The organism is Streptomyces sp. V1I1 (assembly GCF_030817355.1).
GTDB lineage: Bacteria > Actinomycetota > Actinomycetes > Streptomycetales > Streptomycetaceae > Streptomyces.
This window is the reverse complement of the sequence record NZ_JAUSZH010000001.1, coordinates 1466655-1482036: the sequence shown is the minus strand read 5'-3', so window position 1 is coordinate 1482036 and position 15382 is coordinate 1466655. Positions and strand designations below refer to the sequence as shown.

Here is a 15382-nt window from a genome sequence, read left to right as displayed (position 1 = left end):
CAGTGCCGGCGGGGCGGCAGGTCAGGCGGGCGGCAGGCCGTTCTCCAGCTCCACCGTCCCGGTGCCCGCCTCCACCACGTCGAGAGCGGCCAGCACCCGGTGGCCCAGCGACCCCAGCAGATACTTGCGGATCTCGTCACGGGGTACCAGCCGCCAGGAGACCAGCTCCTCCTCCTGCAGCCGGATCGCCTCGATCTGCGTCTCGGTCAGCACCCCGCCGTCGTATACATACGCGGCGATCGGGGGCCGCGCCACGCCCGGCACCCAGTCGACCGCCAGCAGCGCGCCCAGCTCCACAGCGAGCCCGATCTCTTCGAGCGTCTCCCGCCGCGCCGCCCGCCGCGGGGTCTCGCCCAAGTCCGACTCGACGGTCCCGCCGGGCAGCACCCAGCCCTCGCGGTAGTTGGGCTCGACGAGCAGCACGCGCCCCTGGCCGTCACGGAAGAGCACGGCCGCGCCGGCGAGGATGCGGGGGAGGGATGCGATGTACGTGGCGTAGTCAGAAGTAGTCACTCGGGGAAGCGTAATAGGGGCCGCACCACGGCGACGGGTTCGCGTCAACCCGCGGAGACCGCCGCCAACCGCACCGTACGCTCGGCCAGTTCGCTGATCCTTACGCCGTCGAACCCGAACACCGCGCTGCGCACCCGGTCCTCCAAGGGGTCTGTCCAGTGGGCGGGGATGGCGGCGGCGCCGCACAGCACACCTGCCACCGAGCCCGCCGTCGCTCCGTTGGAGTCGGTGTCCAGTCCGCCGCGGACCGTGAGGCTGATGGTGGAGGTGAAGTCACCGGCGCCGTACAGCAGTCCGGCCGTGATGACGGCCGCGTTCGGAACGGTGTGGATCCAGCCCAGGTGGCCCGTCTCCGCGGCCATCTCGGTGAGCGTGTCGGACCAGGGTGTACCGGAGGCGTGCAGAGCGGTGGTGTGGCGTACCGCGCGGGCGAGGCGACAGCTCGCGGGGATGCGTTCCAGCGCAGTGTCGATCGCCTTGCGCGGGCTGTTCGTGGTGAAGGCGGCGGAGATCAGGGCGGCCGCCCACATCGCGCCGTACACGCCGTTGCCGGTGTGCGACAGGACCGCGTCGCGGCGGGCGAGCGCGGCGGCGCGGTGCGGGGAGCCGGGGCAGGTCCAGCCGAAGATGTCGGCGCGGATGAGGGCCCCGATCCACTCCTGGTAGGGATTGTCGTGGGAGGCGGTGAGCGGGGGTTTGAGTCCGTTCGTGAGATTGCGGTAGGCGGCCCGCTCGGCGGTGAACGTCTGCAGGACCGGGAGGTGCAGCAGCCAGGCGTCGCCCACCTGCTCGGTGGTGAAGCCGAAGCCGTGGGTCTCGAGAAGGTGAAGGCCGAGGATCGTGTAGTCCACGTCGTCGTCGCGGCAACTGCCGTGGATCCGGCCCCTCACGCACTCGCGCCATTCGGGACGCAGCTCGAAGTCGTCGGCGCCCCCGTCCGGCGGGGGCTCGGGAATGTAGTCGGTGAGCGGGAGGGCGTCGGCGCGGCGCAGATAGCGGTCGATGCGATCGCGCGTCCAGTAGTCGCCGAGCTCGACGGGCTTGCCGAGCATATTGCCGGCGACTCTGCCCAGCCAGCCGCCGTGGATCCGGTCGGCAAGCTCCGAGTGAGGTAGGCCCATAGGTCCGGTTTACCGAAATGCCGCCGGTTCTGCGCGGTGGTGGGCTCGGGCGACTGACCAGGGCGTGGGGTGGCACGCCCGCTGACCGGGCGGATAGGGTCGAGGCGGCGCGACTGCCTGTTCGAAAGCAAGGGATAGCAAGGTGACGAACGGAGCAGTTATTCGGCCCGCGCACGTGCTCGTCGCGGCTGACAAGTTCAAGGGCTCGCTCACGGCCGTACAGGTCGCGGAGCGGGTGACGGCAGGCCTCCAGCGGATGGTGCCCGGTCTGGCGGTCGAGACCCTGCCCGTCGCGGACGGCGGCGACGGCACGGTTGCGGCGGCGGTGGCGGCGGGATTCGAACGCCGCGAGGTCCGGGTGACCGGGCCGCTCGGGGAGCCCCTGTCGGCGGCGTACGCCCTGCGGGACGGCACTGCGGTGGTGGAGATGGCGGAGGCGTCGGGCCTCCAGCACCTCCCGGCGGGTGTGTTCGCGCCGCTCACCTCGACGACGTACGGGTCGGGCGAGCTGTTGCGCGCCGCGCTCGACGCGGGGGCGCGGACGATCGTCTTCGGCGTCGGCGGCAGCGCGACGACGGACGGCGGCGCGGGCATGCTGGCGGCGCTCGGCGCGCGCTTCCTGGACGCGGCCGGCGAGCCGGTCGGCCCGGGCGGCGGCGGTCTGCGCGACCTGGCGTCGGCGGACCTGTCCGGCCTCGACCCACGCTTCAAGGACGTGGAGCTGGTCCTCGCGAGCGACGTGGACAACCCGCTGACGGGGCGGAAGGGGGCACCGGCGGTGTACGGCCCCCAGAAGGGCGCGAGCCCCGAGGACGTCGCCACGCTGGACGCGGCGCTCGCCCATTACGCGTCCGTCCTTCAGGCGTCCGTCGGCCCCAAGGCCGCCGAGTACGCGCTCTGGCCCGGCGCGGGCGCGGCGGGCGGGATCGGCTACGGCGCGCTGGTCGGCCTGGGCGCGAGCTTCCGGGCGGGTATCGAGGTCATGCTCGACGTGCTCGGCTTCGCCCCGGCGCTGTCGCGGGCGACGCTGGTGATCACGGGCGAGGGTTCCCTCGACGAACAGACCCTCCACGGCAAGGCCCCGGCGGGCGTGGCGGCGGCGGCCCGCGCGCAGAACATCGAGGTGGTGGCGGTCTGCGGCCGCCTGACGCTGCCGCCCGAGGCGTTGGGCCGCGCGGGCATCCGGCGGGCGTACGCCTTGACGGAACTGGAGCCGGACCCGGCGCGGAGCATGGCGGAGGCGGGACCCCTGCTGGAGCGGGTGGCGGAGAACATCGCGAGGGATTTCCTGACCTAGGAGGCTCGGGTGCGGGCAGGTCTTTTCCCGGCCCCGGAACCGGGGCAGCCCCGGGCGCCGAGCCCGCACCCCGCCGAGCCAGCAGGACGCCCACCCCGCACCCCGCAACCCAAGATGCTGGGCTCGCCAGGCGGCTGATGTCGCCGCGTGGGGATGTGGATACGTGACGGTCGCCCGGACGAGGCGGCAGAGTCGTACAAGTCGGCCGGCTGAGCGGGCTGAGCCCCCGAAATTCAGCCTCGCCGGCGTTTGAGGCGCGGGGGTCTGGGCGGAGAGTCCCAGGGGACGGCCTAGGGTCGTGCCGTGTGGATACGTGACGCCCAGGCCCACGAGGCCGACGCCCTGACCGCCCTGGTCGTGCGCTCCAAAGCGCACTGGGGCTACGACGCCGCGTTCCTGGCGGCGTGCCGCGACGAACTCACCATCAACGAAGGGGAGTTGACGGCACGTCGGATCGTCGTCGCCGAGGACGACACCGCAGTCCTCGGCGTCACGTCACTGGAGGGCGAGCCGCCGGACGGTGTGCTCGGGCTGCTCTTCGTCGAACCGTCGGCGATCGGCGGCGGCATCGGAAGAACGCTCTACGCGCATGTCCTCGACACGGCCCGCGAGCTCGGATTCAAGCGGCTGACCATCGACTCCGACCCGCACGCCGAGCCTTTCTACCGGGCGCTGGGCGCACGACCGGTCCCGGCCGGCGAAGGGCCGCTGCCGCGCCTGGAGGTGACGCTGACGCCGCGCGCCGACTGGGCGCAGGCCTGGACGGGCGGGCGGCGGGCGGTGCACTTGGGCAATGTCGCCGAGTTCCAGGGCCAGTTCGGCGAGGTGACGGACCAGGCGCGCCGGGCGGCCGGGCACTACGCATGCCTGGCCGCCTTCGCGAGCCCGCATCCGGCGGCGCTCGTCCTGCCCAGGCCCGTACCCGGCGAGTGGATCGCCCTGGTGGCGCGGCAGCTCGGCTGGGGCCAGGTCGAGGTGTACGAGGACCTCACAGGACCCGATGTGCTGACCCGCCCCGCCCTGGTCCGGCATCTGCGCGGGCTCGGTCTGCCCTTCGTGCCCTGGGGCCACACCGCGGCGTCCGGCGAGCTGTCCGGATGCGGGCTCCCTTCCCAGGCGCTGCGGTACGAGTCCAAAAGGGCCTCCCACACCCTCTTCCGGCATCTGGCCCCGGACCATCCCGGCATCGCCGTGCCCGAGCAGTGGACGTCCGCCACCCGCCGCGAGGCGGCCCGGCTGATCGCCGCCCGGGCCCGCTCCGGAGCGGCAACCGTCGTCAAGTCCGAGCACGGCGCGGGAGGTTCGGGCACCCGCGTGCTGACGCGCCGGGCCCGCGCACGCTCACTGCCGCGCGGTCCACTGCTGCTCGAGGAGTACGTGGCGGGCGACGGAACGCCGAGCGACCCGACGTACGACGGCCTGGTGGACGGCGAGGGCCAGGTGCACGACGTGGGCGTCGCGGCCATGGACGTCGCGGACACGGCCTATCAGGGGGCCACGGTGGGCCCCGGTGTCGTACCGGATGAACTCGCCGCGCACGCCCTGCGATTCGGGCACGCGGTCGGCCGGGAGCTCGCCGCCACCGGCTACCGCGGCTGGTACGACGTCGACTTCGTGACCGGCCCCGGAGGCCGGCTCGCCCCGACCGAGATCAACCTGCGTCTCACCGGGCCTTCCGCGGCCTTCATGGCGAAACTGCGCCTCGACGAGACCCGCGGCGGCGACCACCTCGTACGCTCCCTCGACCGCGTCCCGCTCGGCGCACGCCTGCCCGAGCCCGAACTGATCTCGTTCCTACGGGAGATGACTGAGCGCTGCGCTGGGATCGACGCGGTCCTCATCCCGTCGATCCCCACGGCGGGCTACGAGCCGGATCCGTACGTGGGCGTGCTCATCGCGGCCCGTACGGCCGGCCGGCTGGACGCCGCCGAAGCGCTGGTGCGCGCCGCGAGCGCGGATCTGGCCCGGCTGTTCGGCTGACCGCTCGCTCCTCGGCCTCGGCCCTCACTCCTCGGCGTCGGACTTCAGCCCGCCCCACACCGCCCAGGCCGCCACCACACCCGCCGCGATCATCAGCGGGACATTGAACGTGTAGACGAGCGCTGCCTGCCGCGGCCAGTCCTGCTTGGCCGCCAGCCGGTACAGATTGTCCTGCGGCCACCAGGAGGCGAGCAGCCAGACGATGGCCAGATGGGCCGCCGTCGTCAGCCCCCGCGGCCTGCCGCGGCTCGACATCAGCCGCCGCCCGCCGATCAGGAACCCCACACCGGCCGCGAGGGCCAGGCTCTCGGCGAGATACAGACCGCGGAAGAACCACGCCCAAGGGTCGGGCACCAGGGAGAGATCGGTGGAGCCGGGCCAGATGACGTCGGTGAAGAAGAACGACATGATCGCGACCGGGAGCGCCACGGCCAGCCCGGTGGCCGCCCGGTCCTCGGACGTGAGCGGGCCGCCGCCCTTGCTCCCGCTCTTGTTGCTCGCCGAGGACCGCACCGGCGGCTTCACCAGCGCCTTGCGGTCGACCTTTCCTGCGCTGTTGCGCGGCAGGGACTTGATCGGCACCACGGTGCGCGGGATGTCCGCCGTTGGTACGGCGCCGGTGAGATGGCTCCGTACGGTCTCCGCACCCGGCGCGCTCCCCGAGGCAGGCAGCACATAGGCGATCAGCTGCCCGTCGCCCGCGTCCACGACGGACTCGCGGATCCTGGGATGCCCGGCCAGCGCGGCCTCCACGCGGTAGGTGTCGACGGTCCGCCCATTGACCTTGACCCGGTGCGCCATCCGGCCCCGGAACTCCAGAGGACCTTCGCCGTTCCGCCGCCCCAGATCCCCGGTGGGCACGGCGTCACCGCCGCCGGGAGGCGTCAGCCAGACCTGCCCCTTGCGGATGCGCGCCTCGCAGCCGGGGAACGGCTGCCCGAGATACGCGTGCCGCTCGGGATTCTCGACCGGGCCCGGCAGCTGGCCGGTCTCGAACCAGGTGCCGCATCCGACGGCCTCGGTCGGCCCGTACACACTGATCAGCCGCGCGCCGGGCGCGAGCTGCCGCTGGAGGCGCACCTGTTCGTCGAGCCGCAGCCGTTCCCCGCCCACCGCGACCAGCCGCAGGCCCGGCGGTTCCTTGCGGCCGTCGAGCAGGGAAGCCGCGGTGAGGGGATCGGTGTCGGCGACGGTGATCGCTTCGCGCCGGGAGAGCACCAGTGTGGCGCCCGAGCCGAGGGTCCGTATCCAGCCGCAGGTGAACTCGGTGGTGTCCGGCGCCGCCGTCACCAGCACCTGGTCCTCCGGCGTGAGCCGGTAGACCTCGGTCCAGGCGTCGTACGCCGCCCGCAGCTGCCCGTGCGAGGCGGTGACGGGGCGGCGCATGCCCGTGGTCCCGGCGGTGAACAGCACGACGGCTCTCCGGCCGCTGGCGGCGGGTTCGTCGAACAGTTCGCCCGAGTGGGCCCCGATGGCCGCGGCGTCGCCGTCCAGAGTGATGAACCGCCGCCCCCTGCCGTCGTCGATGCGGGCCAGATGCGCCTGATGCGTGATGACAGCCCTGGCATCGGTCAGGAACGGCGGCTCCGACTGATCGGGCCCGATGACGGCGTACGCACCGCCCGCTTTGAGCACGCCCAGGACGGCGACCAGCACATCGGGCGCCCGCAAGGTGCGTATGGCGACGAGGCCACCGGCCGGCAGCCTCAGGGTCTCGACGAGATGCCGGGCCAGCCGGTTGGCCCTTGCGTCCAGCTGCCGGTAGCTCAGCCGGGCGCGGTCGGTGATGACGGCGGTACGGTTCGGCTCGATCCGCACCCGGTCCTCGAACAACTGGTGAAGCGTTCCCCCTGACATGACGGTCGATCATTCCAGAAGACGCGGGGCATGACGAGGGCCCGGGTGCGGATCGCACCCGGGCCCTCGTCATGCATATGCACTGTTCTGGCGTACTGCTCTAGGGGAGCTGAGCCGCCCTTGCCTCGCGGCTCTCGCGGCGGTTGTCGCGGAACGTGTTCACACGCCGCGCCGTCGCGAAGAGCGGGATCGTCGCCGCCATCACGATCTGCAGTGCGCAGCCGGTCTGGAGCAGCACCTGTCCGCCCGGAGCGTCGAACGCCCACGCCGCCAGCATCCCCATCGCGGAGACGATCCAGCCGAGCATCGCCACCGCGAGGACACCCCGCGGCTTCGGGTACTCGACCCGGCTCACCATCAGCCATGCCGTACCGATGATCGCCAGCAGCGTCGGGATGAACGGCAGCTCGAGCAGGATGATCGAGACGACCGTGAGCGCACCGAAGGGGCTCGGCATGCCCTGGAACATGCCGTCCTTCATGGTCACACACGAGAATCTCGCAAGCCGCAGCACCACCGCCAGCAGCACGACGATCGCGGCCACCGCCGAGACCTTCTGCTGGGCGTCGTCCGCGACCATTCCGTACACGAGTACGAAGTACGCGGGGGCCAGCCCGAAGCTGATCAGGTCGGAGAGGTTGTCCAGCTCCGCACCCATGGGCGAGCTGCGCAGCTTGCGCGCCACGAGCCCGTCACAGAGATCGAAGATCGCCGCCAGCAGCATCAGGATCACGGCGGTGGCGGCGCTGTTGCGCGCCATGCCGCTCTCGTTGCTGCCGGTGAGGTGCGGGATGAGGATCCCGGTGGTGGTGAAGTACACCGCCATGAAGCCACACGTGGCGTTACCGAGTGTGAGGGTGTCCGCTATCGACAGCCGCAGCGAGAGCGGCATGTCCTCCGCGTCGTCCTCGTCCGCCGCCTCGGCGACCCAGCCGGCCTGTGTGTCAGGATCAATCACGGTCAATTCGAGTCACCCCCGCGGTCGTGGTCTGACCGACCTCGACAGCGACGTCGACACCTTCCGGAAGGTAGATGTCAACGCGCGATCCGAAGCGAATCAGACCAATGCGCTCGCCTTGCTCGACCTTGGTCCCCTGCGGGATGTACGGGACGATGCGGCGGGCGACAGCACCCGCGATCTGCACCATCTCGATGTCGCCGAGCTCGGTGTCGAAGTGCCAGACAACGCGCTCGTTGTTCTCGCTCTCCTTGTTGAACGCCGGCACAAAACCGCCGGGGACGTGCTCGACGGACGTCACAGTGCCCGCGAGGGGAGCGCGGTTGACGTGGACGTTCAGCGGGCTCATGAAGATCGCGACGCGAGTGCGTCCGTCCTTCCACGGCATGATGCTCTGCACCACACCGTCGGCGGGGGAGATGACCCGGCCCTGGGCGATCTCACGCTCGGGGTCGCGGAAGAACCACAGCATGCCCGCCGCGAGCGCGGTTGTGGGCACGGCGATGGCCGCGGCGCGCCTCGAACGGCGCGAGCGGGCCAGGCTGAGTGCAGCGGTGGCGACGGTCGGCAGAAGCCACGGCGATGCTCCGCGCGCAAGGCGGACGCGGCCGCGTGGTGCAGAGGTTTGGCTGTGGGGCATGGATGACCTTCGTAGCGGATGATGCCGCGCTGGCAACGGGGGGACGGCGGCTTTCGGGGGATGCTATCGGTTGTGAGCCACAACTGGGAAAGCCGACGGCCGAGTCGGCGGCCGGAAGACGATGACAGGGTGTGATCCTCTTCGCGGCCGTACCGACTCAAGTGCGACAATCAACCCTGGAACCGGTACTCCTCGAGCAGCCGACGACCGATGATCATTTTCTGGATCTCGGCGGTACCTTCACCGATCAGCAGCATCGGCGCCTCGCGGTAGAGGCGCTCGATCTCGTACTCCTTGGAGAAGCCGTAACCGCCATGGATTCGGAAGGCGTCCTCGACGACTTCCTTGCAGTATTCGGAGGCGAGGTACTTCGCCATCCCTGCCTCCAGGTCATTTCGCTCCCCGGAGTCCTTTTTGCGTGCCGCGTTCACCATCATCGCATGGGCGGCCTCGACCTTGGTAGCCATCTCGGCCAGCTTGAACTGAATCGCCTGGTGCTGAGCGATCGCCTTGCCGAAAGTGTGACGTTGCTGGGCGTATGACACGCCCAGCTCGAAGGCACGCTGCGCGACACCACAGCCACGGGCCGCGACGTTGACGCGGCCGACTTCGACGCCGTCCATCATTTGGTAAAACCCTCGGCCGGTGGTGCCGCCAAGTACCCGATTGGCCGGAATGCGCAGTCCGTCCATGATGAGCTCGGTCGTGTCGACGCCCTTGTAGCCCATCTTGTCGATCTTCCCGGGGATGGTGAGACCGGGGCGGACCTCTCCGAAGCCGGGCTCCTTCTCGACGAGGAAGGTCGTCATCGACTTGTGGGGGGCCGTGCCCTCCGGGTGTCCTTCGTCACTCCGGCACAGAACGGCGACCAGATTGGACGTTCCGCCGTTCGTGAGCCACATCTTCTGGCCGGTGAGGACGTACTCGTCGCCGTCCTTGACGCCCTTGGACGTGATGGCCGACACGTCGGAGCCCAGAGCCGGCTCGGACATCGAGAACGCGCCACGCACCTCTCCCAGCGCCATCCGCGGCAGGAAGGTGTCCTTCTGCTCCTGCGTGCCGTGCTGCTTGAGCATGTACGCCACGATGAAGTGCGTGTTGATGATGCCCGAGACGGACATCCAGCCGCGGGCGATCTCCTCGACGCACAGCGCGTACGTGAGCAGCGACTCGCCCAGACCGCCGTACTCCTCCGGAATCATCAGCCCGAACAGGCCGAGTTCCTTGAGGCCTTCGACGATCTGCGTCGGGTACTCGTCGCGGTGCTCCAGCTCGGTCGCGACCGGGAGGATCTCCTTGTCGACGAAGTCCCGCACGGTGGCCAGGATTTCCTGCTGGACGTCGGTCAGACCGTGAGTCTGGGCAAGTCGGCTCATGGTTACTTCTCCTGCGTCTTCTTCGGAGTGTCCAGCAGCTCCGGGCGGCCGGGCTGCTCGCCGCCGCCCTCCTTGATGTACGTCTCGGTCGGGACCATCACCTTGCGCCGGAAGACGCAGACGAGGGTGCCGTCCTGCTTGTAGCCCTTGGTCTCGACGTAGACGATTCCCCGGTCACTCTTCGAGCGGGAAGGCGTCTTGTCGAGGACCGTCGTCTCGCCGTAGATCGTGTCGCCGTGGAAGGTCGGCGCGACGTGCTTGAGCGACTCGATCTCCAGGTTGGCGATGGCCTTGCCCGAGACGTCCGGGACCGACATGCCGAGGAGCAGCGAGTAGATGTAGTTGCCCACGACGACGTTCTTGCCGAAGTCCGTCGTCTTCTCCGCATAGTTGGTGTCCATGTGGAGGGGGTGGTGGTTCATGGTGAGCAGACAGAAGAGGTGGTCGTCGTACTCCGTGACCGTCTTCCCGGGCCAGTGCTTGTAGACGTCCCCGACGGTGAACTCTTCGTAGGTGCGACCGAACTGCATGATGCTTACGCCTCCGGAGCTTCGAACTTGGACGTGCGCTGCATGCCGGCGGCCCGCCCCTTGCCCGAGATGACGAGCGCCATCTTGCGGCTGGCCTCGTCGATCATCTCGTCGCCGAGCATCGCCGAACCCTTCTTGCCGCCCGCCTCGGACGTGTAGTACTCATACGCGTCGAGGATCAGCTCGGCGTGGTCGAAGTCCTCCTGCGAGGGCGAGAAGATCTCGTTGGCCGCGGCGACCTGGTCCGGGTGCAGCACCCACTTGCCGTCGAAGCCGAGGGCGGCGGCGCGCTGCGCGACTGCGCGGTAGCCCTCCTGGTTGCGGATCTGGAGGTAGGGACCGTCGATCGCCTGGAGGTTGTGGGTCCGGGCGGCCATCAGGATCCGCATCAGGATGTAGTGGTACGCGTCTGCCGGGTAGCCGGGCGGCTGCTCGCCGACGACCAGGGACTTCATGTTGATGGAGGCCATGAAGTCGGCCGGGCCGAAGATGATCGTCTCGACACGCGGCGAGGCGGCCGCGATCTCGTCGACGTTCACCAGGCCCTTGGCGTTCTCGATCTGTGCCTCGATGCCGATCTTCCCGACCTCGAAGCCCATCGTCTTCTCGATCTGGGTGAGGAGCAGGTCGAGCGCGACGACCTGCTGGGCGTCCTGGACCTTCGGCAGCATGATGCAGTCGAGGTTAGGCCCCGCGCCCTCGACGACCGTGACGACGTCGCGGTAGGTCCACTCGGTGGTCCAGTCGTTCACCCGTACGACCCTGGTCTTGCCCGTCCAGTCACCCTCGTTGAGGAACTTCACGATGGTGTGCCGGGCCTCCGGCTTGGCGAGCGGCGCGCAGGCGTCCTCCAGGTCCAGGAAGACCTGGTCGGCAGGCAGGCCCTGGGCCTTCTCCAGGAAGCGCGGGTTCGAGCCGGGAACCGCCAGGCACGAGCGACGCGGGCGGAGACGGTTGACGGTCATGCGGGGACCTCCAGAGGGTCGAGCTTGTTCGCTTTCCGGATCTCGTCGACGATACGGCCGATGATCTCGGTGATGCCGAAGTCCTTCGGGGTGAAGACGGCGGCCACACCCGCCGCCTTCAGATCGGCGGCGTCGGCGTTCGGGATGATCCCGCCGACGATCACCGGAATGTCCGCCGCGCCGGCCTCGCGCAGCCGGTCCAGCACATCCGGCACCAGCTCGGCGTGCGAACCGGACAGGATGGAGAGGCCCACGCAGTGCACGTCCTCCGCGAGGGCGGCGTTGACGATCTGCTCGGGTGTCAGCCGGATGCCCTGGTAGACCACCTCGAAGCCCGCGTCGCGGGCGCGTACGGCTATCTGCTCGGCGCCGTTGGAGTGCCCGTCGAGGCCGGGCTTGCCGACCAGCAGCCGCAGCCTTCCGGAGCCGAGCTCATCGGCCGTACGGGACACCTTCTCCCGTACGACAGCGAGCGGCGTGCCCGCCTCGGCGGTCACCGCGACGGGTGCGCTGGAGACGCCCGTCGGCGCGCGGAACTCGCCGAAGACATCCCGCAGCGCCCACGACCACTCGCCGGTCGTGACACCCGCACGGGCGCACTCCACGGTCGCGGCCATGAGATTCTCGGACCCCGCTGCGGTCTTCTTCAGCGCGGCCAGGGCCTCCGTCGCCCTGGCCTCGTCACGGTTGTCGCGCCACTCGTGGAGCTTCGTGACGACGCGCGCCTCGTTCGCCGGGTCGACCGTCATGATCGCCGTGTCGAGATCCGCGGTGAGCGGGTTCTCCTCGGTGGTCTCGAAGATGTTGACGCCGACGATCTTCTCGTCGCCGGCCTCGATCCGGGCGCGGCGCTCGGCGTGCGAGGAGACCAGCTGCGACTTGAGATAGCCGGACTCGACGGCCGCCATCGCGCCGCCCATCTCCTGGATCCGGCCGATCTCGGCGAGGCACTCGGTGACCAGGGACTCCACCTTGGCCTCGATGACGTGCGAGCCCGCGAAGATGTCCTCGTACTCCAGCAGGTCGCTCTCGTGTGCCAGCACCTGCTGGATACGGAGCGACCACTGCTGGTCCCAGGGACGCGGAAGCCCCAACGCCTCGTTCCAGGCGGGGAGTTGTACGGCCCGGGCGCGTGCGTCCTTGGAGAGGGTGACGGCCAGCATCTCGAGGACGATGCGCTGGACGTTGTTCTCCGGCTGGGCCTCGGTCAGACCGAGGGAGTTGACCTGGACGCCGTAGCGGAAGCGGCGCTGCTTTTCGTTCTCGATGCCGTACCGCTCGCGGGTGACCTGGTCCCAGATGCGGCCGAAGGCGCGCATCTTGCACATCTCCTCGACGAAGCGGACGCCCGCGTTCACGAAGAAGGAGATACGCGCGACCACATCGCCGAACTTCTCGGCGGGCACCTGGCCGGAGTCCCGGACCGCGTCCAGCACGGCGATCGCGGTGGACATCGCGTACGAGATCTCCTGGACCGGAGTGGCTCCCGCCTCCTGCAGGTGGTAGCTGCAGATGTTGATCGGGTTCCACTTGGGGATGTTGGCCACCGTGTACGTGATCATGTCGGTGGTCAGGCGCAGCGAAGGACCGGGCGGGAAGACATGCGTCCCGCGCGACAGGTACTCCTTGACGATGTCGTTCTGCGTCGTCCCCTGGAGCTTGGTGATGTCGTCACCCTGCTCCTCGGCGACCACCTGGTAGAGCGCCAGCAGCCACATCGCGGTGGCGTTGATCGTCATCGAGGTGTTCATCTGCTCCAGCGGGATGTCCTGGAACAGCCGCCGCATGTCGCCGAGGTGCGAGACGGGGACCCCGACCCGGCCGACCTCGCCGCGGGCGAGGATGTGGTCGGGGTCGTAGCCCGTCTGTGTCGGCAGGTCGAATGCGACGGACAGGCCGGTCTGACCCTTGGCGAGGTTGCGCCGGTAGAGCTCATTGGACGCCTCGGCGGTCGAGTGACCGGCGTACGTCCGCATGAGCCAGGGCCGGTCCTTCTGACGCTCAGTCATCTATGAAACCTCAGACATTCCTGAAGCGGTTGATGGCGTCGATGTGCTTCTCGCGGAGCTCCTCGTCGCGCACGCCCAGACCCTCGCGCGGAGCGAGGGCGAGCACGCCGACCTTGCCCTGGTGGAGGTTGCGGTGCACGTCGTAGGCGGCCTGGCCGGTGTCCTCGAGCGAGTAGACCTTCGACAGGGTCGGGTGGATCTTGCCCTTGGCGACCAGGCGGTTGGCCTCCCACGCCTCGCGGTAGTTGGCGAAGTGCGAGCCCACGATCTTCTTCAGCGACATCCACAGATAGCGGTTGTCGTACTCGTGGTTGTAGCCCGACGTCGATGCGCAGGTGACGATCGTGCCGCCCTTGCGGGTCACGTAGACGCTGGCGCCGAAGGTCTCGCGGCCGGGGTGCTCGAAGACGATGTCCACGTCCTCGCCGCCGGTGAGTTCACGGATGCGCTTGCCGAAGCGCTTCCACTCGCGCGGGTCCTGGTTGTGCTCGTCCTTCCAGAACTTGTAGCCCTCGGCGTTGCGGTCGATGATCGCCTCGGCGCCCATCGCGCGGCAGATGTCCGCCTTCTGGTCGCTGGAGACCACACAGATCGGGTTGGCGCCACCGGCCAGTGCGAACTGGGTGGCGTACGAACCGAGTCCGCCGCTCGCGCCCCAGATCAGCACGTTGTCGCCCTGCTTCATGCCCGCGCCGTTGCGCGAGACGAGCTGACGGTACGCGGTGGAGTTGACCAGGCCCGGGGCCGCGGCCTCCTCCCAGCTGAGGTGGCCCGGCTTGGGCATCAGCTGGTTGGACTTGACGAGGGCGACCTCGGCCAGACCGCCGAAGTTGGTCTCGAAGCCCCAGATGCGCTGCTCGGGGTCGAGCATCGTGTCGTTGTGGCCGTCCGAGGACTCCAGCTCGACCGAGAGACAGTGCGCGACAACCTCGTCGCCCGGCTTCCAGGCGTTGACGCCGGGGCCGGTGCGCAGCACGACACCCGAGAGGTCGGAGCCTATGACGTGGTACGGCAGATCGTGCCGCTTGGTGAGCTCGGAGAGCTTTCCGTACCGCTCCAGGAAGCCGAAGGTGGCCATCGGCTCGAAGATAGAGGTCCAGACGGAGTTGTAGTTCACCGAACTGGCCATGACCGCCACCAGGGCCTCGCCCGGGCCGAGTTCGGGCACCGGCACGTCCTCCACATGGAGGGACTTGCGGGGGTCCTTCTCGCGGGTCTCGAGGCCGGCGAACATCTCGACCTCGTCCTTGTGCACGGTCACCGCGCGGTACGAGTCGGGGATGGGGAGTGCGGCGAAGTCGGCGGGCGTGCTGTCCGTCGACTGGATCGCGTCCAGGATTTCCTTCACGGGGTGCCTCCGGCGAAGCGCGTTGCGGGAACGCTGAGGGGAACGTCGGGGTGCTGCTGCTGTGGAGGTGTGCCGTCGGTTCGGCGGGTGGTGCTTGGCAGCGCTGGTGGGCGCGGGAGGTTGCCTGTGACGCAGGCGTCCGGGCGCGCATACACGATGGTTTGCGGGGACAGCCGACGTACGAATGGTCTCTGCACGCCGGCCGCCCGGACTCCTTCAACGTATGGCACGCTGTGCCAGCTCGCAAGACACTGGGTGCCAGGAATTTCTCTCAGCCGTCATCTGGCGGGCACGTATGAGCAACAATGGCCGCCTCTGGAGGGGTGACCGTTACATTCCGTGTGCTGTTGTGTGCGCTCAGATTTCACTCGGGCCGGGTGTCCAGCAGATCCCCAGACACGCCAGATAGAGCGCGATCGCCGCCCCCGGCTCGCGCACCCCGCTGCCCCGACAGCTGATCGATCTTGTCCAGCCGGTACAGCAGCGTATTGCGGTGCACCCCGAGCCGCTCCGCGCGCAGCAGGCTGAAGCCGCCCTCGGCCCAGGCGATCAGGGTCTCGCGCAGCGCCGGCCAGCCGCCGCGCTCGTGCAGGCTCCCGAGCACCGACTCGGTGTACCGGGACCGCTCCTGGCGCACCGCGGCGGCCACCAGCTGTGGCACCCGTAGCTCGGCGACCGCGAAGACCCTCGCCCCCGGGGCCAGCGCAGAGCCGATCCGCAGGGCCGCGGCCGCGAATCCCCGCGCTGGCTGATGAGCAAGGGCCGCGTCGAGGAGGCCAAGGCCGTTC

At 69.5% G+C, this 15382-nt stretch carries 13 protein-coding genes; 2 read left to right on the top strand and 11 right to left on the bottom strand.

Annotated elements, in window-relative coordinates:
• Positions 1-21: 21 nt before the first annotated feature.
• Positions 22-513, bottom strand: coding sequence for an NUDIX hydrolase (locus QFZ67_RS07250; protein ID WP_307660268.1), 492 nt, complete (start codon positions 511-513; stop codon positions 22-24).
• A 44-nt stretch (positions 514-557) separates the two neighbouring features.
• On the bottom strand, positions 558-1634 hold the full coding sequence (locus QFZ67_RS07245; protein WP_307660267.1) for an ADP-ribosylglycohydrolase family protein: 1077 nt from the start codon (positions 1632-1634) through the stop codon (positions 558-560).
• 142 nt (positions 1635-1776) lie between these two features.
• Between QFZ67_RS07245 and QFZ67_RS07240 the strand changes: the two genes are divergently transcribed.
• Both QFZ67_RS07240 and QFZ67_RS07235 read left to right on the top strand, forming a co-directional pair.
• A complete protein-coding gene (locus QFZ67_RS07240) occupies positions 1777-2931 on the top strand; it encodes a glycerate kinase (protein WP_307660266.1) in 1155 nt (384 codons plus the stop codon).
• Positions 2932-3234: 303 nt separating this feature from the next.
• The gene (locus QFZ67_RS07235; protein WP_307660265.1) at positions 3235-4911 is read left to right on the top strand and encodes a GNAT family N-acetyltransferase; all 1677 of its coding nucleotides are present in this window, start codon (positions 3235-3237) and stop codon (positions 4909-4911) included.
• Between the two features lie 24 nt (positions 4912-4935).
• Here QFZ67_RS07235 and QFZ67_RS07230 read toward each other — a convergent pair whose 3' ends face one another.
• From QFZ67_RS07230 to QFZ67_RS07190, 9 genes are all read right to left on the bottom strand, one after another.
• Positions 4936-6768 carry an AMP-binding protein gene (locus tag QFZ67_RS07230; protein WP_307660264.1) on the bottom strand — a complete coding sequence of 611 codons (1833 nt, stop codon included), beginning with the start codon at positions 6766-6768 and terminating at the stop codon, positions 4936-4938.
• Between the two features lie 100 nt (positions 6769-6868).
• Positions 6869-7726 carry a CDP-diacylglycerol--serine O-phosphatidyltransferase gene (gene pssA / locus QFZ67_RS07225; RefSeq protein WP_307660263.1) on the bottom strand — a complete coding sequence of 286 codons (858 nt, stop codon included), beginning with the start codon at positions 7724-7726 and terminating at the stop codon, positions 6869-6871.
• Positions 7719-8366 carry a phosphatidylserine decarboxylase gene (locus QFZ67_RS07220; RefSeq protein WP_307660262.1) on the bottom strand — a complete coding sequence of 216 codons (648 nt, stop codon included), beginning with the start codon at positions 8364-8366 and terminating at the stop codon, positions 7719-7721. Before QFZ67_RS07220 ends, pssA begins: the two co-directional genes overlap by 8 nt.
• 170 nt (positions 8367-8536) lie before the next feature.
• A complete protein-coding gene (locus QFZ67_RS07215) occupies positions 8537-9742 on the bottom strand; it encodes an acyl-CoA dehydrogenase family protein (protein ID WP_307660261.1) in 1206 nt (401 codons plus the stop codon).
• 2 nt (positions 9743-9744) lie between these two features.
• Positions 9745-10272, bottom strand: coding sequence for a MaoC family dehydratase (locus QFZ67_RS07210; protein ID WP_307660260.1), 528 nt, complete (start codon positions 10270-10272; stop codon positions 9745-9747).
• Positions 10273-10277: 5 nt separating this feature from the next.
• Complete coding sequence (locus QFZ67_RS07205; protein ID WP_307660259.1) at positions 10278-11237, bottom strand: CoA ester lyase; 960 nt, start codon at positions 11235-11237, stop codon at positions 10278-10280.
• The gene (locus QFZ67_RS07200) at positions 11234-13246 is read right to left on the bottom strand and encodes a protein meaA (protein WP_307660258.1); all 2013 of its coding nucleotides are present in this window, start codon (positions 13244-13246) and stop codon (positions 11234-11236) included. The genes QFZ67_RS07205 and QFZ67_RS07200 overlap by 4 nt, the downstream gene beginning before the upstream one ends.
• A 10-nt stretch (positions 13247-13256) precedes the next feature.
• Positions 13257-14594, bottom strand: a complete 1338-nt coding sequence (ccrA, locus tag QFZ67_RS07195; protein ID WP_307660257.1) for a crotonyl-CoA carboxylase/reductase — start codon at positions 14592-14594, stop codon at positions 13257-13259.
• Positions 14595-14958: 364 nt separating this feature from the next.
• Complete coding sequence (locus QFZ67_RS07190; RefSeq protein ID WP_307660256.1) at positions 14959-15255, bottom strand: helix-turn-helix domain-containing protein; 297 nt, start codon at positions 15253-15255, stop codon at positions 14959-14961.
• Positions 15256-15382 lie beyond the last annotated feature (127 nt).